Origin of the sequence: Bacillus inaquosorum KCTC 13429 (genome assembly GCF_000332645.1) — a bacterium.
GTDB lineage: Bacteria > Bacillota > Bacilli > Bacillales > Bacillaceae > Bacillus > Bacillus inaquosorum.
Genome location: NZ_AMXN01000002.1, coordinates 56,476 through 82,677, shown reverse-complemented (window position 1 = coordinate 82,677; position 26,202 = coordinate 56,476). Strand labels below are relative to the sequence as shown.

Here is a 26,202-nt window from a genome sequence, read left to right as displayed (position 1 = left end):
TTAATCCTAGAGTGGAAACGCCAAAATCAGTATAATGGAGAAAACGTTAGGGCTTGAGGTGAAACGATGACAAAGATTTTTGCCCATCGGGGGGCATCAGGTCAATTTCCCGAAAATACAATGCTTGCATTTGAAAAAGGAATTGAAGCCGGAGCAGACGGAATAGAGCTTGATGTACAGCTGACAAAAGACGGACGCATTGTTGTGATCCATGATGAAAGACTCGACCGGACGACATCGCTCAAAGGATTCGTGAAGGATACAGCGTATGATGTGATAAAAACGGCAAATGCGGCAGCAAATCACAATCAAATGGACAATGATATCAAAGTGCCGCTGCTTGAAGACGTGCTCTCGTGGGCAGAAAAAAAGAATTTTCTCATCAACATTGAATTAAAAAACAGCGTGATCCGTTATGAAGGAATGGAAGAAAAAGTGCTGGAGGCAGTGAAACGATTCAATATAGAGGAAAGAGTCATCCTGTCCACATTTAACCATGAAAGCTTGGCGCTATGCGCCCGGCTTGCACCCCATATCGAACGGGCGGCATTGACTTCAGATGTGCTATATCAGGCAGATCGGTATATCACATCAATTCCGGCTTCTGGCTATCACCCCAAGCTAAACAGCCCGGCAACAGCGGATAAAGTACTGAAGAAAATGAGGAACAGTTCGATCAAGGTAAGGCCGTATACAGTCAATCGGCCGGAAGATATGAAGCGCCTCTTTGAAGCGGGAGAAGACGGCATTTTCACCGATTTTCCTGCAAAGGCTTTGGCATTGTTAAAAAATAAATAGTTGTTTTAGAAGGAGGCTGTTGGCGCAGCCTTCTTTTTTCATTCATTCATGCCCGTTTCAAAGCATACATTCATAAAAGACAACTAGAAATTGTAAGCGCTGTCTATCTTCTGAATGAGGTGAAACCATGAGGAAAACAGTCATTGTAAGTGCCGCAAGAACACCATTTGGCAAATTCGGCGGGGCGTTGAAAGAGGTGAAAGCTGCTGAGCTTGGGGGCGTTGCGATGAAGGAGGCGTTACATCGCGCTGGAGTCTCTGGAGACGATGCGGAAGGAACTGTCATGGGCATGGTTGTTCAAGCCGGCTCAGGGCAGATACCTTCCCGGCAAGCTGCCCGTCTGGCTGGAATGCCTTGGAGTGTGCCGTCAGAAACGCTGAATAAAGTCTGCGCATCCGGACTTCGAGCGGTCACCCTATGTGATCAAATGATCCGGGCGCAAGATGCGGACATTCTTGTTGCCGGGGGAATGGAAAGCATGAGCAATATTCCGTATGCTGTTCCCGCCGGGCGCTGGGGAGCGCGGATGGGAGATGGGGAGCTTAGAGATTTAATGGTTTATGACGGGTTAACGTGCGCGTTTGACGAGGTGCATATGGCTGTTCACGGAAATACAGCGGCCAAGGAATATGGAATCTCACGCAGGGAGCAGGATGAATGGGCGCTAAGAAGTCATGCGCGGGCAGCTAAGGCAGCTGATGAAGGAAAGCTTCAGGATGAAATTGTTCCTGTCAGCTGGATCGGACGAAAAGGAAAAACAAACATTGTTGACAAAGATGAAGCGATTCGGCGTGACACAAGTCTGGATCAGCTTGCACAACTTTCTCCGATTTATACAAGTGACGGTTCCGTCACAGCCGGAAATGCTCCCGGAGTCAATGACGGAGCCGGTGCGTTCGTGCTGATGTCTGAGGACAAAGCTGCTGCGCTTGGCAAACGGCCTCTGGCTACAATTCTTGGTTTTTCTACTATGGGAATGCAAGCGCACGAGCTAGCGGCAGCACCGGGGTTTGCAATCAATAAGCTGCTGAAAAAGACCGGTTTAACCGTCCGAGATATTGACTTGTTTGAAGTAAATGAAGCGTTTGCTTCTGTTGTTTTGACATGCAAAAAAATCGTCGGTTTCGATCTTGAAAAAGTAAATGTGAACGGCGGTGCGATCGCGCTCGGCCACCCGATTGGCGCAAGCGGGGCGAGAATTCTCATGACGCTTGTTTACGAATTAAAGCGCCGGGGAGGGGGACTGGGCGTTGCCGCCATTTGCAGCGGTGCGGCTCAGGGGGACGCCGTCTTAGTGCAGGTCCATTAAAACATGACGAAAAAGGGGATTTGAATGGAAATGAAACAAATCATGGTAGCTGGCGCAGGACAGATGGGAAGCGGAATTGCTCAAACAGCTGCTGACGCAGGCTTTTATGTGCGAATGTACGATGTGAACCCGGAGGCTGCGGAGGCAGGATTGAAGCGGTTGAAGAAACAGCTGACCCGTGATGCTGAGAAAGGAAGAAAGACCGAAGCGGAATTAAAGAGTGTGATCAGCCGCATTTCGCTCTCTCAAACGCTTGAGGAGGCAAAGCATGCGGACATTGTGATTGAGGCTATCGCAGAAAACATGACAGCGAAAACCGAGATGTTTAAAACACTTGATCACATTTGCCCGCCTCATACGATTTTGGCCAGCAATACATCCTCCTTGCCTATTACAGAAATCGCTGCTGTGACAAACCGGCCTGACCGAGTCATTGGCATGCACTTTATGAATCCCGTTCCTGTGATGAAGCTGGTAGAAGTGATACGCGGCTTGGCTACGTCAGAAGAAACAGCCTTAGATGTTATGGGATTAGCGGAAAAGATGGGGAAAACACCGGTAGAAGTTAATGATTTTCCGGGGTTTGTTTCCAATCGCGTTCTTCTTCCGATGATTAATGAAGCGATCTATTGTGTGTATGAGGGAGTGGCGAAGCCGGAGGCAATAGACGAGGTGATGAAGCTGGGCATGAATCATCCGATGGGGCCGCTTACATTAGCGGATTTTATCGGGCTTGATACGTGTTTATCGATTATGGAAGTTCTTCATTCCGGCCTTGGTGATTCCAAATACCGTCCTTGCCCGCTGCTTCGCAAATATGTCAAAGCGGGCTGGCTTGGCAAAAAGAGCGGACGCGGTTTTTATCAATATGAGGAGAGGACTTCCTGAAGTCAATTCCATCCGGGGGTGGCCGAGTTGCATATAACCCAAGAGCAGGTCATGATGCGAAAAATGGTGCGTGATTTTGCCCGAAAAGAAATTGCTCCTGCTGCGGAAATCATGGAGAAAACGGACGAATTTCCGTCTCAGCTGATCAAAAAAATGGGTGAACATGGTCTGATGGGAATACCGGTACCGGAGCAATACGGCGGCGCTGGGGCGGATATTGTTTCTTATATTTTGGCGATTCATGAGATTTCTAAAATCAGCGCGGCTGTCGGTGTCATTCTTTCCGTTCATACCTCAGTCGGCACAAATCCGATTCTGTACTTCGGCAACGAAGAACAGAAGATGAAATATATACCGAAGCTCGCTTCAGGAGACCATTTGGGCGCATTTGCGCTGACGGAGCCTCACTCGGGGTCGGATGCCGGAAGCCTTCGCACAGTAGCAATCAAAAAGAACGGCAAATACCTATTAAACGGATCGAAAATATTTATTACGAACGGCGGAGCCGCCGATATCTATATCACGTTTGCTTTAACAGCTCCAGATCAAGGCAGGCACGGGATTTCGGCTTTTATCGTTGAAAAAAACACCCCTGGTTTTACCGTTGGAAAAAAAGAAAAAAAGCTGGGGCTCTATGGCTCCAATACGACGGAACTGATTTTTGACAATGCAGAAGTGCCTGAAGAAAATTTGCTTGGCAAAGAGGGGGATGGATTTCACATTGCCATGGCGAATTTAAATGTCGGCCGCATCGGCATTGGGGCACAGGCGCTTGGGATTGCAGAGGCGGCGCTTGAGCATGCCGTTCATTACGCGAAACAGAGAATGCAATTTGGAAGGCCTATCGCAGCCAATCAAGGCATATCGTTTAAGCTGGCTGACATGGCGACAAGGGCTGAGGCGGCAAGGCATCTTGTTTATCACGCGGCAGACCTTCATAACCGCGGCTTGGCCTGCGGAAAAGAAGCATCTATGGCTAAACAATTTGCATCCGATTCCGCGGTAAAGGCGGCGTTAGACGCCGTCCAAATTTACGGGGGATACGGCTATATGAAGGATTATCCGGTCGAGCGGCTGCTTCGCGATGCAAAGGTGACGCAAATCTATGAAGGGACGAACGAAATTCAAAGACTGATTATTTCCAAGCATTTGCTTGGCGGAATCTGATAGACAAAAACGCAAAACGGAGGTTGAGGATATGGAGGAGAAACAGCATTATTCTCCAGGTTTGGACGGTGTGATCGCGGCAGAAACTCATATTTCTTATCTTGACACGCAGTTCAGCCAGATTTTGATACGAGGTTATGATTTAATTGATCTTTCTAAAACAAAAAGCTACCTGGAGCTTGTCCATTTATTGCTGGAGGGCAGGCTGCCGGAAGAAAGTGAAACGGAAACGCTGGAAAGAAAAATAAACAGCGCATCAAGCTTGCCGGCTGATCATCTCCGCCTGCTTGAGCTGCTCCCTGAGCACACTCATCCAATGGATAGCCTGCGGACCGGACTGTCAGCACTTGCCGGCTATGATCGGCAAATTGATGATCGGTCTCCTTCTGCAAACAAAGAACGCGCCTATCAGCTTCTGGGGAAAATGCCTGCCCTCACTGCTGCCAGCTACAGGATCATCAATAAGAAAGAGCCGATTCTTCCGCTTCAAACCCTATCCTACAGTGCAAATTTTCTATACATGATGACAGGGAAATTGCCGTCCTCACTGGAAGAGCAGATTTTTGATCGGTCCCTCGTCTTGTACAGTGAGCATGAGATGCCGAATTCAACATTTGCGGCCAGGGTCATCGCTTCTACACATTCAGATCTTTATGGCGCTTTAACAGGAGCTGTCGCCTCCCTGAAAGGGAATCTTCACGGAGGAGCAAACGAAGCCGTGATGTATATGCTTTTGGATGCGAAAACACCGTCCGAGTTTGAGCAGCTTCTGCAAACGAAACTGAAAAGAAAAGAAAAAATTATGGGATTCGGCCACCGGGTGTATATGAAAAAAATGGACCCGAGAGCACTCATAATGAAAGAAGCGCTGCAGCAATTATGCGATAAAGCCGGAGACTATCGTTTATACGAGATGTGTGAAGCGGGCGAGCGGCTGATGGAGAAGGAAAAAGGGCTTTACCCGAATTTGGATTACTATGCTGCCCCGGTGTACTGGATGCTTGGCATACCGATTCCTTTGTATACGCCTGTCTTTTTCAGCGCGAGAACGTCCGGTTTATGCGCCCATGTAATTGAGCAGCATTCCAATAACCGCCTTTTCCGTCCTCGTGTCAGCTATATGGGCCCGCGCCATCAGGCCGAATCATAAATGATGAAAGGAACTGGTAGAATGCTGAAAACGGATCATATCATTGAAGAAATCACAGACTATGTGCTTGAGAAAGAGATTACAAGCTCCGAGGCGTATACAACAGCAGGGCATGTGTTGCTGGATACGCTGGGCTGCGGGATTTTGGCGCTCCGGTATCCCGAATGCACAAAGCTGCTCGGCCCGATTGTTCCCGGAACGATTGTGCCGAATGGAAGCAAAGTACCGGGAACGTCATATGTTCTCGATCCTGTGAGGGCAGCGTTTAATATCGGCTGCATGATCCGCTGGCTCGATTACAATGATACGTGGCTGGCGGCGGAGTGGGGGCATCCGTCCGATAATCTGGGAGGAATCCTTGCCGTTGCCGATTATGTATCGAGAGTAAGACTGTCTGAAGGAAAAGAGCCTTTAACGGTACGAGACGTACTTGAAATGATGATCAAAGCACACGAGATTCAAGGTGTGCTGGCATTAGAAAACAGCTTAAACCGAGTTGGCCTTGATCATGTTCTGTTTGTTAAAGTTGCGACAGCTGCTGTTGCAGCTAAGCTTTTGGGCGGCGGAAGGGAAGAAATCAAAAATGCGCTTTCGAATGCATGGATTGACAATGCAGCCTTGAGGACATACCGGCATTCACCGAATACCGGCTCGCGCAAATCGTGGGCGGCAGGAGACGCAACGAGCAGAGGTGTTCATTTGGCGCTGATGGCGTTAAAAGGGGAAATGGGTTATCCGACAGCTTTGAGCGCACCGGGATGGGGCTTCCAAGACGTTCTATTCAATAAGCAAGAGATCAAACTCGCCCGCCCGCTAGACGCTTATGTTATGGAAAATGTGTTATTTAAAGTGTCTTATCCTGCGGAATTTCACGCTCAGACAGCGGCAGAGTGTGCTGTCATTCTTCATCCGCAGGTAAAGGACCGGATTGATGAGATTGACCGTGTTGTCATCAGAACGCATGAATCCGCTATCCGAATCATTGATAAAAAAGGCCCGCTTCACAATCCGGCAGATCGTGATCACTGCCTTCAATACATCACAGCAATCGGTTTGCTTTTTGGTGATATCACAGCGCAGCATTATGAGGCTGAAACAGCGATTGATCCGAGAATAGATAAACTTCGGGGTAAAATGGAAGTGACTGAAAATAAAGTATATACCGAGGATTACCTGAAACCCGACAAGCGTTCCATTTCAAACGCCGTTCAAATTCATTTTAAAGACGGAACGAGCACGGAGATGGTGGAATGTGAATTTCCGCTCGGCCACCGTTTTCGAAGAGACGAGGCAGTGCCGAAACTGATGGAAAAGTTTTCTGCCAATCTCAAAACCCATTTTTCTGATAAACAGTACAAACACATTTATGAGCACTGTACTAACTATGAGACATTACAAACGATGCGCGTAAATGAATTCGTAGATATGTTCTGCATGTAAAAGGAGGACTTGTGTCATGTCGTGGATCGTCAATAAGCAATCGTCACAAGAGGAGCTTGCCGGACGTTTCCGCAAGCTGATGTCAGCACCGGACATTCTGCAAATTCCCGGCGCTCATGACGGAATGGCCGCCTTGCTTGCGAAGGAGGCCGGTTTTTCTGCTATTTATTTGTCAGGTGCGGCATATACAGCCAGCAGGGGGCTTCCTGATTTAGGGATCATCACGTCGGCAGAGATGGCTGATCGGGCCAAGGATCTTGTGCGCGCAGCTGATCTGCCTCTGCTTGTTGATATCGATACGGGATTTGGCGGTGTGTTAAATGCCGCCCGAACCGCCCGTGAGATGCTAGAAGCCAGAGTAGCCGCCGTTCAAATAGAGGACCAGCAGCTTCCGAAAAAATGCGGGCATTTAAATGGCAAACAGCTTGTTCCGATAAAGGAGATGGCGCAAAAAATAAAAGCGATCAAACAAGCGGCGCCCTCCCTTGTCGTTGTTGCCCGTACTGATGCCAGGGCGCAGGAAGGGCTTGATGCCGCGATGAAACGGTCAGCGGCTTACATTGAGGCTGGAGCGGACGCGATTTTCCCGGAAGCGCTTCAGGAGGAGGACGAATTCCGCCAGTTTGCTGAGCGCATCTCCGTTCCGCTCCTTGCGAATATGACCGAGTTTGGGAAAACGCCGTATTATCGTGCCGATGAATTCGAAGATATGGGGTTTCACATGGTGATTTATCCTGTCACATCGCTTCGAGCGGCGGCAAAAGCTTATGAGCGGATGTTTGGTTTGATTCAGGAGCACGGCTCGCAAAAAGAAGGCCTGCATGATATGCAGACACGAAAAGAACTGTACGATACGATTTCTTACTATGACTATGAAGCGTTAGATAAAACGATTGCCAAAACCGTTTTGCCTGACGAATAGTTTTGATCAAAAAAGCCGGGGCGTTCTCCGGCTTTTTTGCAGCTATCGTTTTCTGAATCGCGGGCTGACTTGATTGCGTTTTCTGTCTCTGTATAAAATGAACCCGGCCAGCACATAAAGGCCGAACGCAAAAAAGATGAATCCTGACAAACCTTGGAGCCAAAGAGCTGCAAATGGCTTTATCGTATGGCCGAAAAGCGTATCTCTCATCAGTTTAATGCCTAAAGCGGAAATGGCGCCGGGGAGGACTAATATCAAAAGCGCAAGAAGTCGGCTCATCCTCAGAAAACTCCTTTATCTTTTCATTTCCTTTATTGTCCAGCGGAAAAAATATTTTGTCAAGAGAAGAAAACGTGGTAACATAGGGTTGTGCAAATTATTGCAACGGAATAAATAGGTGTGCAAATTTTTTCATACAAAGGGGTAACGGGATGCAAAAGGTACTGATTGTAGGTGCCGGCAAAAGGGGAACGGCGTTATTACATATTTTGATCAAAACAGCCGTCATAGAAATCATTGCCGTGGTTGACAAAGACCCCGAGGCGCCGGGATTGAAAGAAGCAGAACGGTATGGAATTGCCGTTTCATCTGATTGGAAACCTTACATACAACAAAAACCGGATATCGTCATTCATACCACCGGCGATCAAGCCGTGTTTGACGCACTCCTTCAGGAAAAGCATGAAGAGACCATTGTCATGCCGGGAAAAATGGCGTACATCGTTTTTCAGCTGATGGAAGAAAAGCAGCATCTGATTCAAATGCTGAAAGAGCAAACATATAAACACGATAGAATTTTTAATTCCACTCATGACGGAATGATTTTCATTGATATCAATGAAGAAATCATTCTCTTTAACCATATGGCCGAAAAAATGGTCGGGAAAAAACGCGAGGAAGTCATCGGGCGACCGATAAAAGAAGTCATTCCGAGCACAAAGATGCCGCGGATTTTAAAAACGAGAGAGCCTGAATATAACCAGAAGCAGCTTTTAGGCGATCATTTGCAAATTGTGACCACTAGGCTGCCGATTATTGATGAAGGCGGACGTCTGCTCGGGGCGCTTTGTGTGTTTAAAGATATCACCGATGCTGTCGAGCTGGCAGAGGAAGTGACAAATTTAAAGCAGGTCCGTACGATGCTGGAGGCGATTATTCAATCCTCCGATGAGGCGATTTCTGTCGTTGATGAAAACGGTATTGGCCTTTTGATCAATAAAGCATATACGAAAATGACGGGGCTTTCTGAAAAAGAAGTCATCGGCAAGCCTGCAAACACTGATATTTCTGAAGGCGAAAGCATGCACTTAAAGGTGCTTGAAACAAGACGCCCTGTCCGCGGTGTCAGAATGAAGGTCGGCCCCAATGAAAAAGAAGTCATCGTCAATGTAGCTCCGGTGATTGTAGACGGGATTTTGAAAGGCAGCGTCGGTGTGATTCATGATGTGTCTGAAATTAAAATGCTGACTGCGGAGCTTAATCGGGCCAGACAAATCATTCGCACGCTTGAAGCGAAATACACTTTCGACGACATTATCGGCACAAGCGAGCAAATGCTGGTTGCGCTTGAGCAGGCGAAGCTAGGGGCGAAAACGCCGGCTACCATTTTGCTGCGCGGGGAATCAGGAACAGGAAAAGAACTGTTCGCCCATGCCATCCATAACGAAAGCGACCGGAAATTCAATAAATTTATTCGCGTGAATTGCGCAGCCCTTTCTGAAAACCTTCTCGAATCTGAATTGTTCGGCTATGAGGATGGTGCGTTTTCAGGAGCGAAGCGAGGCGGTAAAAAGGGCTTATTTGAAGAAGCCAATAACGGCAGTATTTTCTTAGATGAAATCGGTGAGCTGACACAAAATATGCAGGCGAAATTGCTCCGCGTCCTTCAAGAGAAAGAAATCGTCAGAGTGGGCGGCACGAAAGCAATCCCTGTTAATGTCAGAGTAATCGCGGCGACAAATGTAAATATCGAAAAGGCGATGGCGGATGGAACGTTCCGCGAAGACCTGTATTACAGGATCAACCGCTATCCCATCTCCATCCCGCCTTTACGGCAGCGGCTGGAAGACATTGAGGCATTAAGCGTCAGGCTTATCCAAAAGATCAACCGGGATTACGGCAGGAATGTAAAGGGGCTCTCACAGCAAGCCGTGCGTACCTTATCCGCGTACCATTGGCCTGGGAATGTCCGCGAGCTGGAAAATGTCCTTGGACGAGCCATGATATTTCTAAATCCGCATATGGAATGGATTGAAAAAGATCACTTGCCTGTTTTCGAACTTGAACAAAAAGAAAGTGATACAGAGCAGGGGACAGGTTTTGATTTTCCGGATATTGAAGGCGAAAAGCTGTCTGTCGCAGTAGAAAAATTTGAAGCGCATTTAATCCAGCAAACGCTCGAAAAGCATCATTTTAACCGGACAAAAACAGCGAAAGCCCTCGGTGTCAGCATACGGAATTTATATTACAAAATGGATAAATACGGCCTTGCAAATGAAGGCATGCAATAATTTGCAGAATAAACGCAAACATCTGCACGGATTTTTCATTACATCTGGTATGACAGCAAGGTGAGGAGCTGGCATGGAACTTGCATAATAAAAGGCGGAGTCGAAATAAGAAAGGTGGTAACAGATGAAGCTGAAAGATTTAATCGGCAAAGCGTCGATGTACAAAAACAAGACCATTGCGGTTGCCCATGCTGAGGATGAGGAAGTGATCCGGGCAGTAAAGCTGGCAGCCGAGCATCTATCCGCTCGTTTTTTGTTAACGGGCGACAGCAAAAAACTGAACGATCTGACAGCATCTATGCAAGGGCATCAAGTGGAAATCGTTCATGCCGATACGCCTGAGGAATCGGCAAAATTAGCGGTTCGTGCTGTGCATCACAAATCAGCGGATGTTTTAATGAAAGGCAATGTGCCGACTTCTGTTTTGCTTAAAGCGGTGTTGAACAGACAGGAGGGGCTTCGGTCATCCAGTATCCTTTCCCACGTGGCTGTGTTTGATATACCGGACTTTGACAGATTGATGTTTGTGACAGATTCGGCAATGAATATTGCCCCTTCGCTGGAAGAGCTTCGGCAGATTTTGCAAAATGCCGTTCATGTGGCCCACGCAGTAGGGAACAATATGCCAAAAGCAGCAGCTCTGGCAGCAGTTGAAACGGTGAACCCGAAAATGGAAGCGACAGTGAATGCAGCTGCTCTTGCTCAAATGTACAAAAGAGGCCAAATCAAAGGCTGCATTGTTGATGGACCGCTTGCTTTGGATAACGCAGTATCACAAATTGCCGCAGCCCAGAAAAAGATTTCGGGAGATGTAGCGGGCAGCGCTGATATCCTTCTCGTCCCAACAATTGAGGCCGGCAATATTTTATATAAATCACTGATTTATTTTGCGAAGGCCAGCGTGGCGGCTGTAATTACAGGAGCAAAAGCGCCGATTGCCTTAACGAGCAGAGCGGACTCCGCTGAAAATAAACTGTATTCCATTGCGCTGGCAATATGCGCATCTGAAGAATACACACATTAGGAGGAACGAACATGGAACTTTTTAAATATATGGAGAAATACGATTACGAACAATTGGTGTTCTGTCAAGATGAACAATCAGGCTTAAAAGCGATTATCGCGATTCATGATACAACGCTCGGTCCGGCGCTTGGCGGAACGAGAATGTGGACATATGAGAATGAAGAAGCGGCGATTGAAGACGCGCTTAGACTGGCAAGAGGCATGACCTATAAAAACGCGGCAGCAGGCTTAAACCTTGGCGGCGGAAAAACAGTGATTATCGGCGATCCGCGAAAAGACAAAAATGAAGAAATGTTCCGCGCGTTTGGCCGCTATATTCAAGGACTGAACGGCAGATACATTACAGCTGAAGATGTGGGCACAACAGTTGAGGATATGGACATCATTCATGATGAAACAGACTATGTCACAGGGATTTCTCCTGCTTTCGGCTCTTCTGGAAATCCATCTCCAGTTACAGCGTACGGAGTGTACAGAGGAATGAAAGCAGCCGCTAAAGCTGCTTTCGGAACTGACTCTCTTGAAGGGAAAACGATCGCTGTGCAGGGTGTAGGGAACGTAGCCTACAACCTATGCCGCCACCTGCATGAGGAAGGGGCAAACTTAATCGTTACGGATATCAACAAACAATCAGTACAGCGCGCAGTTGAAGATTTTGGCGCCCGTGCGGTTGATCCGGAAGAGATTTATTCACAAGACTGCGATATTTATGCGCCGTGTGCCCTTGGTGCGACAATCAACGACGACACTATTAAACAGCTGAAGGCGAAAGTCATCGCGGGTGCAGCGAACAACCAATTAAAAGAAACACGTCATGGCGATCAAATTCATGAAATGGGCATCGTTTACGCGCCGGATTATGTCATTAACGCTGGCGGCGTCATCAACGTTGCAGATGAGCTTTACGGCTATAATGCGGAACGCGCATTGAAGAAAGTTGAAGGCATTTACGGCAATATTGAGCGTGTACTTGAAATTTCTCAGCGTGACGGCATTCCGACGTATTTAGCGGCTGACCGCTTGGCAGAGGAACGGATTGAACGCATGCGCCGCTCAAGAAGCCAGTTTTTACAAAACGGCCACAGTGTATTAAGCAGACGTTAAGAAATTGATCTGGAGGTTATGAAAGTGCTACATGATGAAAAACGCATTCTCACAATTAATCCAGGCTCAACTTCAACGAAAATCGGTGTTTTTCATAACGAACGAAGCATTTTTGAAAAAACATTGAGACACAACATAGAAGAGCTGCAGCGATTTGACCATATTATTGATCAGTATGAATTCCGCAAACACCATATTCTCGAAACGCTTCATGAACAGGGAATCAATATCTCAAAGTTTGATGCAGTCTGCGCCAGAGGCGGCCTTCTCCGGCCAATTGAAGGCGGAACTTACGAAGTGAACGATGACATGATTAAGGACTTGAAAAGCGGCTACGCCGGCCAGCATGCTTCTAATCTAGGCGGCATTATCGCGCGTGAAATCGCTGACGGCCTGAATATTCCTTCATATATCGTCGACCCTGTTGTCGTAGACGAAATGTCAGTGCTCGCAAAAATCTCAGGCATGCCTGAGATTGAACGGAAAAGCATTTTTCATGCGTTAAACCAAAAAGCTGTCGCCCGTAAGGCGGCAGCCTCTCTTGGCAAACGATATGAGAACATGAAAATGATTATTACCCATATGGGCGGCGGTATTACAATTGGCGTCCATGACCACGGGCGAGTGGTCGATGTCAATAATGGTCTTCACGGAGAGGGGCCATTCAGTCCTGAACGTGCAGGAACAGTGCCTGCGGGAGATCTTGTGGATTTATGTTTTTCAGGACAGTATACAAAAGAAGAAATCATGAAAAAACTGGTGGGCACCGGCGGGCTTTTCGGCTATCTCGGTACGAATGACGCAGTAAAAGTGGAACAGATGATTCAGGGTGGCGATGAAAAAGCCCGCTTCATTTTTGATGCCATGGCGTATCAGGTAGCAAAGGAAATCGGAGCAGCCAGCGCGGCATTAAAAGGCGAAGTTGAAGCGATTGTGCTGACGGGAGGCCTTGCGTACGGCAAAAGCTTTGTTTCCAGTATCAGATCATACATAGATTGGATTTCAGACGTTTTAGTCTATCCGGGAGAAAATGAACTGCAGTCTCTGGCCCAAGGGGCGCTCAGGGTATTGCTGGGCGAAGAGCAATCCAAACAATATCGTATTGAATAGACAGACAGGAGTGAGTCACCATGGCAACTGAGTATGACGTAGTCATTCTGGGCGGCGGTACCGGCGGTTATGTTGCGGCGATCAGAGCCGCTCAGCTCGGCTTAAAAACAGCCGTTGTTGAAAAGGGAAAGCTCGGGGGAACATGTCTCCATAAAGGCTGTATCCCGAGTAAAGCGCTGCTTAGAAGTGCAGAGGTATATCGGACTGCTCGTGAAGCCGACCAATTCGGAGTGGAAACGGAAGGCGTGTCCCTCAACTTTGAAAAAGTGCAGCAGCGTAAGCAAGCTGTTGTTGATAAGCTTGCAGCAGGTGTGAATCATTTAATGAAAAAAGGAAAAATCGACGTGTATAACGGATATGGCCGTATCCTCGGACCTTCAATCTTCTCTCCGCTGCCGGGAACGATTTCTGTTGAGCGGGGAAATGGCGAAGAAAATGACATGCTGATCCCGAAACAAGTCATCATTGCAACAGGATCAAGACCGAGAATGCTTCCGGGCCTTGAAGCAGACGGCAAGCATGTATTGACTTCAGATGAGGCTCTCCAAATGGAAGAGCTGCCAAAATCGATCATCATCGTCGGCGGAGGCGTTATCGGTATCGAATGGGCATCTATGCTTTATGATTTTGGCGTGAAGGTAACGGTTATTGAATACGCGGACCGCATATTGCCGACTGAAGATCAAGACATTTCAAAAGAAATGGAAAGTCTTCTTAAGAAAAAAGGCATTCAGTTCGTTACAGGCACAAAAGTGCTGCCTGACACAATGGCAAAAACATCAGACGACATCAGCATACAAGCGGAAAAAGACGGAGAAACCGTTACCTACTCTGCTGAAAAAATGCTCGTTTCCATCGGCAGACAGGCAAATATCGAAGGCATCGGCATAGAAAACACCGATATTGTCACTGAAAATGGCGTCATTTCAGTCAATGAAAACTGCCAAACGAAGGAATCTCATATTTATGCAATCGGAGACGTGATCGGGGGCCTTCAGTTAGCCCATGTTGCATCACATGAAGGAATCATTGCCGTTGAGCATTTTGCAGGTCTCAATCCGCATCCGCTTGATCCAACGCTTGTACCGAAGTGCATCTACTCTAGCCCGGAAGCTGCCAGTGTCGGCTTAACTGAAGAAGAGGCAAAGGCGAAGGGGCATAATGTCAAGATCGGCAAGTTCCCATTTATGGCAATTGGAAAAGCGCTTGTATACGGTGAAAGCGACGGATTTGTAAAAATCGTGGCGGATCGTGATACGGATGATATTCTCGGCGTGCATATGATCGGCCCGCATGTCACCGACATGATTTCAGAAGCTGGTCTTGCCAAAGTGCTGGATGCGACGCCGTGGGAGGTCGGACAAACGATTCACCCGCATCCGACGCTTTCTGAAGCGATTGGAGAAGCAGCGCTTGCCGCAGACGGCAAAGCCATTCATTTTTAAAAGCATAAAGGAGGGGCTTGAATGAGTACAAACCGACATCAAGCACTAGGGCTGACTGATCAGGAAGCCGTTGATATGTATAGAACCATGCTGTTAGCAAGAAAAATCGATGAAAGAATGTGGCTGTTAAACCGCTCTGGCAAAATTCCATTCGTGATCTCTTGCCAAGGACAGGAAGCAGCACAGGTAGGGGCGTCTTTCGCTCTTGACCGTGAAATGGATTATGTACTGCCGTACTACAGAGATATGGGTGTCGTGCTGGCGTTTGGCATGACAGCAAAGGACTTAATGATGTCTGGGTTTGCCAAAGCAGCAGATCCGAACTCAGGAGGCCGCCAGATGCCGGGGCATTTTGGACAAAAGAAAAACCGCATCGTGACGGGATCATCTCCAGTGACAACGCAAGTGCCGCACGCAGTCGGCATTGCGCTAGCGGGACGTATGGAGAAAAAGGATATCGCAGCCTTTGTTACATTTGGTGAAGGCTCTTCAAACCAAGGCGATTTCCATGAAGGAGCAAACTTTGCTGCTGTCCATAAGCTGCCGGTTATTTTCATGTGTGAAAACAACAAATACGCAATCTCAGTGCCTTACGATAAGCAAGTTGCATGTGAGAACATTTCCGACCGTGCTGTAGGCTATGGGATGCCTGGCGTAACTGTGAATGGAAATGATCCGCTGGAAGTTTATCAAGCGGTCAAAGAAGCACGCGAACGGGCGCGAAGAGGAGAAGGCCCGACATTAATTGAAACCATTTCTTACCGCCTTACACCGCATTCCAGTGATGACGATGACAGCAGCTACAGAGGCCGTGAAGAAGTAGAGGAAGCGAAAAAAAGTGATCCCCTGCTTACTTACCAAGCTTACTTAAAGGAAACAGGCCTGCTGTCCGATGAGACAGAACAAACAATGCTGGATGAGATCATGGCAATCATCAACGAAGCGACGGATGAAGCGGAGAACGCCCCTTATGCAGCTCCTGAGTCAGCGCTTGATTATGTGTATGCGAAGTAGGGAGGAAGAACAAATGTCAGTAATGTCATATATTGATTCGATCAATTTGGCGATGAAAGAAGAAATGGAACGAGATCCTCGCGTTTTCGTTCTTGGGGAAGATGTAGGAAAAAAAGGCGGTGTATTTAAAGCCACAGCCGGCCTGTACGAACAATTCGGGGAAGAGCGTGTTATGGATACGCCGCTTGCTGAATCAGCGATCGCCGGAGTCGGGATCGGAGCGGCTATGTACGGCATGAGACCGATTGCCGAAATGCAGTTTGCTGATTTTATTATGCCAGCGGTCAACCAAATCATTTCTGAAGCGGCTAAAATCCGCTACCGCAGCAACAATGACTGGAGCTGTCCGATTGTTGTCAGAGCGCCATACGGCGGAGGCGTACACGGGGCCCTTTATCATTCTCAATCAGTCGAAGCGATTTTCGCCAATCAGCCCGGATTGAAAATTGTCATGCCTTCAACGCCATATGACGCGAAAGGACTCTTAAAAGCCGCAGTTCGTGATGAAGATCCGGTGCTGTTTTTTGAGCACAAGCGCGCGTACCGCCTGATAAAAGGAGAGGTTCCGGCAGATGATTATGTCCTGCCAATCGGCAAGGCTGATGTAAAACGGGAAGGCGACGACATCACGGTAATCACATATGGCCTGTGTGTCCACTTCGCGTTACAGGCTGCAGAACGTCTCGAAAAAGATGGCATCTCAGTACATGTGGTGGATTTAAGAACGGTTTACCCGCTTGATAAAGAAGCAATCATCGAAGCCGCATCCAAAACTGGAAAGGTCCTTTTGGTCACAGAAGATACAAAAGAAGGCAGCATCATGAGTGAGGTAGCTGCGATTATATCCGAGCATTGTCTCTTCGACTTAGACGCGCCGATCAAACGGCTTGCAGGTCCTGATATTCCGGCTATGCCTTATGCGCCCACAATGGAAAAATACTTTATGGTCAACCCTGATAAAGTGGAAGCGGCGATGAGAGAACTAGCGGAGTTTTAAAGACGTAAGGAGGATACAATCATGGCAATTGAACAAATGACGATGCCGCAGCTTGGAGAAAGCGTGACAGAGGGGACGATCAGCAAATGGCTTGTCTCCCCCGGTGATAAAGTGAACAAGTACGATCCGATAGCGGAAGTCATGACAGATAAAGTAAATGCAGAGGTTCCGTCTTCTTTTACCGGGACGATAACAGAGCTTGTGGGTGAAGAAGGCCAGACCCTGCAAGTCGGAGAAGTGATTTGCAAAATCGAAACAGAAGGCGCGAATCCGGCTGAACAAAAACAAGAGCAGCCAGTGGCATCAGAAGCTGCTGAGACGCCTGCTGCAGAAAGCGCCGAAGCAGCCAGTCAGCCAAATAAAAAGCGCTACTCGCCAGCTGTACTCCGTTTAGCCGGAGAGCACGACATTGATCTTGATCAAGTGACAGGAACTGGTGCCGGCGGCCGCATTACGCGAAAAGATATTCAGCGTATCATTGAGACAGGCGGCGTGCAAGAACGGCCTGAGAAGCCGAAAACAGCAGCTCCTGCACCTGTGTCTGCACCAAAACCAGAGCCGAAGGAAGAGATTTCATATCCTGCGTCTGCAGCCGGAGATAAAGAAATCCCTGTCACAGGCGTAAGAAAAGCAATTGCTTCCAATATGAAACGAAGCAAAACAGAAATTCCGCATGCTTGGACGATGATGGAAGTCGACGTCACAAATATGGTGGCATACCGCAACAGTATAAAAGATTCATTCAAGAAGACAGAAGGGTTTAATTTAACGTTCTTCGCCTTTTTCGTCAAAGCGGTCGCTCAGGCGTTAAAAGAATTTCCGCAAATGAATAGTATGTGGGCGGGCGACAAGATTATTCAGAAAAAGGATATCAATATTTCAATAGCGGTTGCGACAGAGGATTCTTTATTTGTTCCGGTGATTAAAAACGCTGATGAAAAAACAATTAAAGGCATTGCGAGAGAAATTACTGACCTTGCCAAAAAAGTAAGAGACGGAAAACTTTCAGCAGACGACATGCAGGGAGGAACGTTTACCGTCAACAATACAGGTTCGTTCGGATCTGTACAGTCGATGGGCATTATCAACTACCCTCAGGCTGCGATTCTTCAAGTGGAATCCATCGTCAAACGCCCGGTTGTCATGGATCATGGCATGATTGCTGTCAGAGACATGGTCAATCTGTGCCTGTCCTTGGATCACAGAGTGCTTGACGGCCTTGTGTGCGGGCGATTCCTGGGACGAGTGAAACAAATTTTAGAATCGATTGACGAAAAAACATCTGTTTACTAAATAAGCAAAAAGAGCATTTTTTGACACATAACTTCAAAAAATGCTCTTTTTCTATGCAACATTATTCAGCGATTCGAATTTTCATTTCGACCCGGTATTCTTCTTGTTTTTTCGGTGAGTAATGAATCGGTATGATTAACTCGTAAACATCACTGACAACTGTTAATTGGCGGTCTGTGATATACTTGATAAGCTTCTGTAAGTTGAGAAAATAATGCTCAGGTGAAAAGTTATATGCGATACAAACATATCTGCCTTTAGGGATCGTTGTGATTTCCATATCTGGCGTAATGGAAGAAATTTGTTTATTCGTCAATACAGGCGTAAAGATATGACGGTAAGTCATTTCATCAATGCTGGTGTACGGCTGAAACGAGAAAGTAGCGCCGTAGCTATTGTTCGTAAATCCATCTGCTGATTCGATAAATTTTTTTAATTTGCTGTAGGAGGCATTGAGCACGTTTTCAGGCCCGATTCCCTCTGCCTCTGTCTGAATGATGCGGGTTTCTTCCTCTTCTAAAACAAACACCTCGCCGAGCGCGGGATATTCCATCTGCCGTTTCATCCGCTTTTTCACCAACGAAATGGTTTGCTCCAATGCTGATAAAAAGTCTAATTTCTCCCTGATTTGCTTCTCCTGCTCTGTATAAAAAGCAAACAGTTCTTCCATCTCTAAGTCCTGTGCCTTTTTCATCTCTTCTAAAGGTGTGCCGATATATTTCAATGATTTGATCAAATCCAGATGAATGAGCTGGGAATCTGTATAATAGCGGTAGCTTGTATCCGGATCGACATAGGCGGGTTTAAATAAATCAATTTTATCGTAATAACGGAGCGCTTTAATCGACACGTTTGCCAGTTTTGAAACTTCTCCAATTGAGTAATACGACTCCTTCATGCCATCACTCCTTCTATGATCAGTATAATAAAGAAGCGCATTCTTTGCAGTACACAAAGAATACGCTTTTTATCACGTGCTGGCTTTAAGATGTGCAGGCGCTTTCCAAGCAATGGTCAGCGCAATGCCTATGGCTAAAGCTACCGTTGCAAAGTAGAATGGATAGTTTACATCGATATCGAACAGCATTCCGCCGATAATAGGCCCGAAAACATTGCCGATACTTGTAAACATTGAATTCATACCGCCGGCAAACCCCTGTTCATTTCCCGCAATCTTTGACAGATAAGTCGTTACCGCCGGCCGCATGAGATCAAATCCGACAAATACGGTGACTGTAACCAGCAGAATTGAAACATAAGAATTCACGATTGTCATCAAGAATACAAGACTCGTCGAGAGAATTAAGCTATACCGAATTAAGTGGATTTCGCCAAACCACCTTGTAAAGCGGTCGAATAAGACGACTTGCGTAATGGCGCCAACAATCGCTCCTCCTGTAATCATGACGGCAATGTCGCTGGCCGTAAATCCGTATTTATGGTCAACGAATAACGCAAATAACGATTCAAATGACGCTAAACCAAAAGATGAAATCAAGATAATGAGAAAAGCAATGAAATACATAGGGGCAAAAATCCGTTTGAAGCCTGTCTTCTGCCCTTTTATGTCCTGATTTTCAGGGTTTCGTTCCGGCTCGCGCAGCGTGAGCATTGATAAAATGGCTGCTAACAATGCAAAGGCTGCCGCAAAGAAAAATGGCAGGCGGGAATGGATTTCCGCTAAAAATCCCCCGATGCCTGGGCCGATAATAAAGCCTGTAGAAATAGCAGCTGACATATAACCGAGCGCTTTCGGACGTGTTTTAATGGTCGTGATATCTGCAATAAAAGCCGTGACCCCGGGCATAATGAAGGCTGCGCTGATTCCGCCAAGCATACGGGATATAAATAAAATCTCAACTGTTTTTCCGATGCCGAATAAAAACTCCGAAACACTAAAGAACAACAGACCGATCACGATCATGATTTTACGTCCGAAGCGGTCAACCCATCGTCCGCCTATTGGTGATACAATAAGCTGTGTAACAGCAAAGCAGGCAACCATATAGCCGACCGCGGTACCCGATAAATGCAATTCATTCATAATGGTAGGCGTTACCGGAATCACAAGCCCGATTCCTAAAAAAGCAATAAATAAATTTGTTAATAATATCATTAAAGTGATATTTTGTTTCTCCATGTGACTTCCCCTTTTTCGAAAGTGTATCTCTTATACTGTAAGCCCTCCTCTTAGGGGAGAGTCAACGGATTTGCAAAATCTTTCTAACAGTGTTCGATCCTTATCATTATTCATTGGACGGGACAAGCATATCAATGTGCTGCGGCAGCACTTGAATCACCGCAGGCGTATGAGTATAGACTTCTCCATCTGTATCAGCTTTTTTGACAGTGTCTGTTTCAATTTCGATACGGGAGGCCTGAATATAGGACAGCTCTCCGGTAAAACGATCAATTGTGCCCTGTTCCATGCTCATCAGCTCCCGCAATGCGGAGAGGTTGGTGTTGCGGCAAATGAGGATATCGAGTAAGCCGTCTTCTATACTGGCATCCGGCAGGGGAATTCGGTTCGTACCAATGTATTGTCCGTTCATGACAAGCAGCATAACGGCTTCTTCTTTAATTTCTTTTCCATCAATTTTTAAGGTCATCGGAAACGATCCGGCAGATGAGACGGTACGCAATGCACTTGTAAAATAGCTGATTTTTCCCAATAATGCTTTTTCCGTTTCGTTAATTTGATTCGATGTTTCTGTAATCAGGCCAATCCCCCAGAAATTTAAAAAATAACGATCGTTCATCTGACATACATCTACGCTTGTTTTTTTTCCTGATACAAGCGCTTCCGCCGCCTTTGCGAGATTTTGAGGGATGCCCAGCACTCTTGAAAAGTCATTGCACGTGCCGCCGGGCAAAATTCCGACCGCGGGCTTTCTTTCTAAAGCACTGATGCCGTTTATGCATTGGTGGACCGTGCCGTCGCCGCCGAGAATAAAGACGGTGTCGACAGAATCATCAATGGATTGGCAAAAATGATACGCATCATCCTTTTTCTTTGTTTGTCTAATGATCACCTCATCTAAAGATTGTGATAAAACCGGCACAACAGCCCCTAATGCTTTTTCTATATTTTTGTTGCCGGCATTTCCGTTATGAATCAGTAATGCTTTCCGGTGGCTCATACAAAACTGCTCCTTTATTTTACATCTGGTTATATAATCCCCTTTTTCTATAAGCTGTAAACGGAGAGCAAAAAAAGTGTGCGGCCAAGCAATGTCATTTGCCGATATGGACGTTTCCTTGCTATCATAAGAACAGATGATGAAAAAGGAGAGGTCTTCATTGAACATGGACTTTAATTTATTTATGAATGACATTGTCCGCCAAGCGAGACAAGAAATTACAGCTGCCGGATATACTGAGCTGAAAACTGCTGAAGAGGTGGATGAGGCACTTACGAAAAAAGGAACGACGTTAGTCATGGTAAACTCTGTTTGCGGATGCGCCGGGGGAATTGCAAGACCGGCCGCATACCATTCCGTTCACTATGATAAAAGACCTGATCAGCTCGTTACCGTCTTTGCCGGACAGGATAAAGAAGCGACAGCGCGTGCGCGTGACTATTTTGAAGGATATCCGCCATCTTCTCCGTCCTTTGCGATTTTGAAAGATGGAAAAATCATGAAAATGGTGGAACGCCATGAAATTGAAGGCCATGAGCCGATGGCAGTTGTGGCAAAGCTGCAGGAAGCCTTTGAAGAATATTGTGAAGAAGTATAAGACGAACACCCCGGGTGCCTAAACGGCCCCGGTTTTTTTTATGCATAAAATTCCAAAGGGTTATGAATAAATATTAAAAGATTATTCAATCCAGTTGTACAGTAAATCTATGTTTATCTAGTAATATCAAAAAGAAATCGCTGGAAAAATAAGCTTGAAGATAATTTTCAAAAATAGTATTGCATAAAAATAAGAAACTGTTTAAAATACAAATTAACGAATAAATATTCAAATACACTAAAAGTAATGAATATGGGGGAAATGGATCATGAAAAAATGGCTCTTATTACTTGTAGCTGCCTGCATCACTTTAGCACTATCCGCTTGCGGCTCAAGCAATTCAGGTTCTGAAGGCGGCAAGAAAAAGTTAATTATGGGCACTTCGGCGGATTACAAACCGTTTGAATATAAGGAAGGCGATAATATTGTCGGCTTTGATGTAGATTTGGCAAAAGCGCTTGCGAAGAAGACTGGCTACGAAATTGAAGTGCAGGATATGGACTTCAACAGTTTAATCACAGCGCTGAAATCAAAACAGGTGGATCTGGTTCTGTCCGGAATGACACCGACGCCTGATCGTAAAAAACAAGTTGATTTTTCCGATGTGTACTACACAGCGAACCATATGATTGTCAGCAAAAAAGACAGCGGCATTAAGTCTTTAAAAGATCTGAAAGGAAAAACAGTCGGCGTTCAGCTTGGCTCTATTCAGGAAGAGAAGGGGAAAGAGCTTTCTCCGGAATATGCTTTTAAAACAGAAGACCGCAACAGAATTTCTGATTTGGTGCAGGAAATCAAATCTGACCGCTTTGATGCCGCGATTATCGAAGACATGGTAGCAGAAGGGTATTTCAAATCAAATGACGACCTGCAAGGCTTCGTGATTCCTGATGCGAAAGCGGAGGAAGCCGGTTCAGCGATTGCTTTCAGAAAGGACAGTGAACTGACAGACAAATTCAATAAAGCCCTCAAGGAAATGGAAGATAACGGAGAGCTCGAGAAATTGAAGAAGAAATGGTTCACTGGCGAGAAGTAAAAAAAAGCGGCTCAACTTTTCGTTGAGCCTTTTTATTGAATAGGAAATCTTTTTTCCTGTAAGAAAAGGAGACAAAGACTATGAATTTGGATTTTTCAGCAACGATCCCCCAAATTCCTTTTATATTAGAAGGCTTAGCAATTACTTTGAAAATTGTCATCGTATCAGCCATTATCGGACTTATACTGGGTATTGTGCTAAGCTTATGCAAGATCAGCACGTTCCGCCCTCTGATCTGGATCGCTGATTTTTATACATCAGTGTTCCGCGGTACACCTTTAGTGCTGCAGCTTATGATTGTCTATTTCGGGCTTCCTCAGCTGCTCGGCTTTCAAATTGACCAGTTTTGGGCTGCGGTAGTCGCATTGTCATTGAATTCCGCCGCTTATGTATCGGAAATTATCAGAGCCGGAATCAACGCCATTGATAAAGGGCAAAAAGAGGCGGCTGTCGCACTGGGTGTCCCGTACGGCAAAATGATGAAGGATCTGCTGTTGCCGCAGGCCTTCAAAAATATATCACCTGCAATTGTGAATGAATTAATCACGTTAACAAAAGAATCGGCGATCGTCACCGTCATCGGGCTTGGTGATGTCATGAGACGCGCTTATCAAGCTGGCGCCGCCACTTACAATTACCTTGAGCCGCTCATTATCGCCGGATTGATTTATTATGTGCTTGTCCTGATTTTAACGTTTATCGGCAAGGCTGTAGAAAGGAAGCTGAAATCCAATGATTAAGGTTGAAAAGCTGTCAAAATCATTTGGGAAACACGAAGTATTAAAAAACATTTCAACAACAATCGCTGAAGGTGAGGTTGTTGCCGTCATCGGCCCTTCAGGCTCAGGCAAATCAACGTTCCTTCGCTGTTTAAACCTGTTGGAAAAACCTAACGGCGGAACCATAACAATCAAAGACAACGAGATCACGAAGCCGAAAACCAACACATTAAAGGTCCGGGAAAACATCGGGATGGTTTTTCAGCATTTTCATCTCTTTCCGCACAAAACGGTTCTCGAAAATATCATGTACGCGCCTGTTAATGTCAAAAAAGAATCAAAACAGGCTGCACAGGAAAAAGCTGAAGAGCTGCTTCGCAAAGTCGGTTTGTTTGAAAAGAAAAATGACTATCCAAACCGCTTGTCTGGCGGGCAAAAACAGCGTGTCGCCATCGCCCGGGCTCTTGCGATGAATCCGGAAATCATGCTATTTGACGAACCGACCTCTGCACTTGATCCGGAGATGGTTAAGGAAGTGCTCCAGGTTATGAAAGAGCTGGTCGAAACCGGCATGACTATGGTGATTGTCACACATGAAATGGGCTTCGCTAAAGAAGTGGCAGACCGAGTGTTGTTTATGGACCAAGGAATGATTGTCGAGGACGGCAATCCGAAAGAATTTTTTCTTTCGCCAAAATCCAAAAGAGCGCAGGACTTTTTAGAGAAAATATTATAGAATATAGAAAAAAAGAAGAAGGCTAAAGCTTCTTCTTTTTTATTGAAGAAACAAATAGAAATGGAGTCCGACATGTTTAAAATTGGTTACCGCACAATAAAGACCGCGCTTGGAACAGCTTTGGCTATTTATATAAGCCAGCTATTGCATTTGCAAAACTTCGCATCAGCAGGAATCATCACCATTTTGTGCATTCAAATCACACAAAAACGGTCGCTTCAGGCGTCGTGGGCCCGCTTTGCCGCATGCTGTCTGGCAATTCTTTTTTCTTATCTCTTTTTCGAGCTGATTGGCTATCATCCGTTTGTTATCGGAGCGCTTCTCTTGATATTCATTCCGATAACGGTTCTGTTAAAAATTAACGAGGGGATCGTTACCAGTTCCGTTATTATCCTTCATTTATACATGTCCGGCGGCATTACGCTTGCTTTCATTTGGAATGAAGTTCAGTTAATTACGGTTGGTATCGGTGTCGCTCTTTTGATGAACTTGTATATGCCGAGCCTTGACCGGAAGCTGATTGCCTATCGCAAAAAGATAGAGGATAACTTTGCTGTCATTTTTGCAGAAATAGAGCGGTATTTGTTAACTGGTGAGCAAGATTGGACTGGAAAGGAAATTCCGGAAACACACCAGCTCATTACGGAGGCGAAAAACCTGGCGTACCGAGATGTGCAAAACCACATTCTGCGCTACGAAAATCTGCATTATCATTATTTTAAAATGAGAGAAAAGCAATTTGAAATTATTGAACGCCTTCTCCCTAAAGTGACTTCCATCTCCATTACAGTAGATCAGGGAAAAATGATCGCTGAATTTATTCATGATTTGCGGGAAGCGATACACCCGGGAAATACGGCGCACAAATTTCTGAAAAGACTTGCTGACATGAGAAAAGAATTTGAGGAGATGCCGCTTCCAGCGACAAGAGAGGAATTTGAAGCACGAGCCGCTCTCTTCCATCTACTCGGCGAAATGGAACAATATTTAGTGATCAAAAGCTATTTTAAAGGAATAAAGGCGCAAAAATCACTCGCATGATTCGCATGAGCTCTTCCTTCATTGGTCAACCTAATGAAAAAGGAGGAGCTTATGCGTTTTTTCTTATGTTCAATTTTTATGATGATGATTTCACCGATTTGGCCGCTTGGCGAAAACCCGCTGCCGGGGGATCCTTATGTCATTGTCAACAAGAGAACAAACGAACTGGCTGTCATCTTGGACAACAAAGTAGAAGGGGTGTACAGCGTGGCGACCGGAAAAACAGACGATCTGACGCCTGAAGGGGAATTTTCGGTAACAGTAAAAGCGGCGAATCCTTACTACAGAAAGAAAAATATAGAAGGAGGATCTCCTGACAACCCGCTTGGGGCAAGATGGATCGGATTTGACGCGAAAGGAACAGACGGGCGGATTTACGGAATTCATGGGACAAACCGGGAAGAATCAATAGGGAAATTTGTGTCTAACGGCTGTATACGTATGCATAACGATGAGGTCGTTCATCTGTTTCGAACGATTCCGGTGGGTACGAGAGTGCTGATTACGGACGACTCCCGCTCTTTTGAAGAGATTGCTATCGAGCATAAAGCTCTGATAAAAAAGCAGGATGTTCCTAATCAATAAGGTTGCCTGCTTTTTTATCGTTAGAAAAACATGACGATTCCTGAGAGTACAGTTGAAAGAATAAAAACTCCCAAAATCACGATTAAAACGCTTTTCATCAGTTTTTGAGACATGATTTCACTCCTTAGACAATCTGTCTATATTTTAGCGTGTTTTGAAAGGGCGGACAAGCGA

General features: G+C 46.0%; 26 protein-coding genes. 21 read left to right on the top strand and 5 right to left on the bottom strand.

The window, feature by feature from the left end; all coding sequences use genetic code 11:
* Positions 1 to 66: 66 nt before the first annotated feature.
* The 7 genes from BSI_RS16205 to prpB all read left to right on the top strand — a co-directional run bounded on the left by BSI_RS16205 (position 67) and on the right by prpB (position 7,674).
* On the top strand, positions 67 to 798 hold the full coding sequence (locus BSI_RS16205) for a glycerophosphodiester phosphodiesterase (RefSeq protein WP_003236869.1): 732 nt from the start codon (positions 67 to 69) through the stop codon (positions 796 to 798).
* Between the two features lie 127 nt (positions 799 to 925).
* Positions 926 to 2,107, top strand: coding sequence for an acetyl-CoA C-acetyltransferase (gene mmgA / locus BSI_RS16210; RefSeq protein WP_003236867.1), 1,182 nt, complete (start codon positions 926 to 928; stop codon positions 2,105 to 2,107).
* 24 nt (positions 2,108 to 2,131) lie between these two features.
* Positions 2,132 to 2,995, top strand: a complete 864-nt coding sequence (locus tag BSI_RS16215) for a 3-hydroxybutyryl-CoA dehydrogenase (RefSeq protein ID WP_003236866.1) — start codon at positions 2,132 to 2,134, stop codon at positions 2,993 to 2,995.
* A gap of 27 nt (positions 2,996 to 3,022) precedes the next feature.
* Positions 3,023 to 4,162 carry an acyl-CoA dehydrogenase gene (locus tag BSI_RS16220; RefSeq protein WP_032731871.1) on the top strand — a complete coding sequence of 380 codons (1,140 nt, stop codon included), beginning with the start codon at positions 3,023 to 3,025 and terminating at the stop codon, positions 4,160 to 4,162.
* A gap of 31 nt (positions 4,163 to 4,193) precedes the next feature.
* Positions 4,194 to 5,312: a citrate synthase gene (gene mmgD / locus BSI_RS16225; RefSeq protein ID WP_003236862.1), complete on the top strand. Its 1,119-nt coding sequence runs from the start codon at positions 4,194 to 4,196 to the stop codon at positions 5,310 to 5,312.
* A gap of 21 nt (positions 5,313 to 5,333) precedes the next feature.
* Entirely contained in the window at positions 5,334 to 6,752 is a 1,419-nt protein-coding gene (locus BSI_RS16230; RefSeq protein ID WP_003236859.1) for a bifunctional 2-methylcitrate dehydratase/aconitate hydratase, read from the top strand.
* Between the two features lie 16 nt (positions 6,753 to 6,768).
* Positions 6,769 to 7,674 (top strand): methylisocitrate lyase, encoded by a 906-nt coding sequence (prpB, locus tag BSI_RS16235; RefSeq protein ID WP_003236858.1) that lies wholly within the window; start codon positions 6,769 to 6,771, stop codon positions 7,672 to 7,674.
* A 42-nt stretch (positions 7,675 to 7,716) separates the two neighbouring features.
* Here the strand turns inward: prpB and BSI_RS16240 are convergent, their stop codons facing one another.
* The gene (locus tag BSI_RS16240; protein WP_003236857.1) at positions 7,717 to 7,953 is read right to left on the bottom strand and encodes a DUF2627 domain-containing protein; all 237 of its coding nucleotides are present in this window, start codon (positions 7,951 to 7,953) and stop codon (positions 7,717 to 7,719) included.
* Positions 7,954 to 8,105: 152 nt separating this feature from the next.
* Between BSI_RS16240 and BSI_RS16245 the strand changes: the two genes are divergently transcribed.
* The 8 genes from BSI_RS16245 to bfmBB all read left to right on the top strand — a co-directional run bounded on the left by BSI_RS16245 (position 8,106) and on the right by bfmBB (position 18,173).
* On the top strand, positions 8,106 to 10,184 hold the full coding sequence (locus tag BSI_RS16245) for a sigma-54 interaction domain-containing protein (RefSeq protein ID WP_003236855.1): 2,079 nt from the start codon (positions 8,106 to 8,108) through the stop codon (positions 10,182 to 10,184).
* Positions 10,185 to 10,308: 124 nt separating this feature from the next.
* Positions 10,309 to 11,208, top strand: coding sequence for a phosphate butyryltransferase (gene yqiS / locus BSI_RS16250; RefSeq protein ID WP_003236853.1), 900 nt, complete (start codon positions 10,309 to 10,311; stop codon positions 11,206 to 11,208).
* Between the two features lie 11 nt (positions 11,209 to 11,219).
* On the top strand, positions 11,220 to 12,314 hold the full coding sequence (gene bcd, locus BSI_RS16255; RefSeq protein WP_003236852.1) for a branched-chain amino acid dehydrogenase: 1,095 nt from the start codon (positions 11,220 to 11,222) through the stop codon (positions 12,312 to 12,314).
* Between the two features lie 18 nt (positions 12,315 to 12,332).
* A complete protein-coding gene (gene buk, locus BSI_RS16260) occupies positions 12,333 to 13,424 on the top strand; it encodes a butyrate kinase (protein WP_003236850.1) in 1,092 nt (363 codons plus the stop codon).
* A 20-nt stretch (positions 13,425 to 13,444) separates the two neighbouring features.
* Positions 13,445 to 14,869 (top strand): dihydrolipoyl dehydrogenase, encoded by a 1,425-nt coding sequence (gene lpdA / locus BSI_RS22420; RefSeq protein ID WP_003236848.1) that lies wholly within the window; start codon positions 13,445 to 13,447, stop codon positions 14,867 to 14,869.
* 21 nt (positions 14,870 to 14,890) lie between these two features.
* A complete protein-coding gene (gene bfmBAA / locus BSI_RS22415) occupies positions 14,891 to 15,883 on the top strand; it encodes a 3-methyl-2-oxobutanoate dehydrogenase subunit alpha (RefSeq protein ID WP_003236846.1) in 993 nt (330 codons plus the stop codon).
* Positions 15,884 to 15,896: 13 nt separating this feature from the next.
* Positions 15,897 to 16,880 (top strand): 3-methyl-2-oxobutanoate dehydrogenase subunit beta, encoded by a 984-nt coding sequence (bfmBAB, locus tag BSI_RS16275; RefSeq protein WP_003236844.1) that lies wholly within the window; start codon positions 15,897 to 15,899, stop codon positions 16,878 to 16,880.
* Between the two features lie 21 nt (positions 16,881 to 16,901).
* On the top strand, positions 16,902 to 18,173 hold the full coding sequence (bfmBB, locus tag BSI_RS16280) for a branched-chain alpha-keto dehydrogenase complex dihydrolipoyllysine-residue (2-methylpropanoyl)transferase (RefSeq protein WP_003236842.1): 1,272 nt from the start codon (positions 16,902 to 16,904) through the stop codon (positions 18,171 to 18,173).
* Positions 18,174 to 18,234: 61 nt separating this feature from the next.
* Here the strand turns inward: bfmBB and bmrR are convergent, their stop codons facing one another.
* From bmrR to BSI_RS16295, 3 genes are all read right to left on the bottom strand, one after another.
* Positions 18,235 to 19,071: a multidrug efflux transcriptional regulator BmrR gene (gene bmrR / locus BSI_RS16285; RefSeq protein ID WP_003236840.1), complete on the bottom strand. Its 837-nt coding sequence runs from the start codon at positions 19,069 to 19,071 to the stop codon at positions 18,235 to 18,237.
* A 72-nt stretch (positions 19,072 to 19,143) separates the two neighbouring features.
* The gene (gene bmr / locus BSI_RS16290; RefSeq protein WP_003236835.1) at positions 19,144 to 20,313 is read right to left on the bottom strand and encodes a multidrug efflux MFS transporter Bmr; all 1,170 of its coding nucleotides are present in this window, start codon (positions 20,311 to 20,313) and stop codon (positions 19,144 to 19,146) included.
* Positions 20,314 to 20,419: 106 nt separating this feature from the next.
* The gene (locus BSI_RS16295) at positions 20,420 to 21,313 is read right to left on the bottom strand and encodes a YegS/Rv2252/BmrU family lipid kinase (RefSeq protein WP_003236833.1); all 894 of its coding nucleotides are present in this window, start codon (positions 21,311 to 21,313) and stop codon (positions 20,420 to 20,422) included.
* 160 nt (positions 21,314 to 21,473) lie between these two features.
* On the opposite strand from BSI_RS16295, the gene brxB reads away from it, so the two are divergent.
* From brxB to BSI_RS16325, 6 genes are all read left to right on the top strand, one after another.
* Entirely contained in the window at positions 21,474 to 21,911 is a 438-nt protein-coding gene (gene brxB, locus BSI_RS16300; protein WP_003226477.1) for a bacilliredoxin BrxB, read from the top strand.
* 268 nt (positions 21,912 to 22,179) lie between these two features.
* The gene (artP, locus tag BSI_RS16305; protein WP_003236831.1) at positions 22,180 to 22,947 is read left to right on the top strand and encodes an arginine ABC transporter substrate-binding protein ArtP; all 768 of its coding nucleotides are present in this window, start codon (positions 22,180 to 22,182) and stop codon (positions 22,945 to 22,947) included.
* Between the two features lie 80 nt (positions 22,948 to 23,027).
* Positions 23,028 to 23,687, top strand: a complete 660-nt coding sequence (gene artQ, locus BSI_RS16310; protein ID WP_003236829.1) for an arginine ABC transporter permease ArtQ — start codon at positions 23,028 to 23,030, stop codon at positions 23,685 to 23,687.
* Positions 23,680 to 24,402 carry an arginine ABC transporter ATP-binding protein ArtM gene (gene artM, locus BSI_RS16315; protein ID WP_003236827.1) on the top strand — a complete coding sequence of 241 codons (723 nt, stop codon included), beginning with the start codon at positions 23,680 to 23,682 and terminating at the stop codon, positions 24,400 to 24,402. Before artQ ends, artM begins: the two co-directional genes overlap by 8 nt.
* Positions 24,403 to 24,474: 72 nt before the next feature.
* Positions 24,475 to 25,443, top strand: a complete 969-nt coding sequence (locus tag BSI_RS16320) for an aromatic acid exporter family protein (protein WP_003236825.1) — start codon at positions 24,475 to 24,477, stop codon at positions 25,441 to 25,443.
* 51 nt (positions 25,444 to 25,494) lie between these two features.
* A complete protein-coding gene (locus BSI_RS16325; RefSeq protein WP_003236823.1) occupies positions 25,495 to 26,028 on the top strand; it encodes a L,D-transpeptidase in 534 nt (177 codons plus the stop codon).
* 20 nt (positions 26,029 to 26,048) lie between these two features.
* Here BSI_RS16325 and prli42 read toward each other — a convergent pair whose 3' ends face one another.
* Complete coding sequence (gene prli42, locus BSI_RS22645; RefSeq protein ID WP_019258837.1) at positions 26,049 to 26,141, bottom strand: stressosome-associated protein Prli42; 93 nt, start codon at positions 26,139 to 26,141, stop codon at positions 26,049 to 26,051.
* Between the last annotated feature and the right edge of the window lie 61 nt (positions 26,142 to 26,202).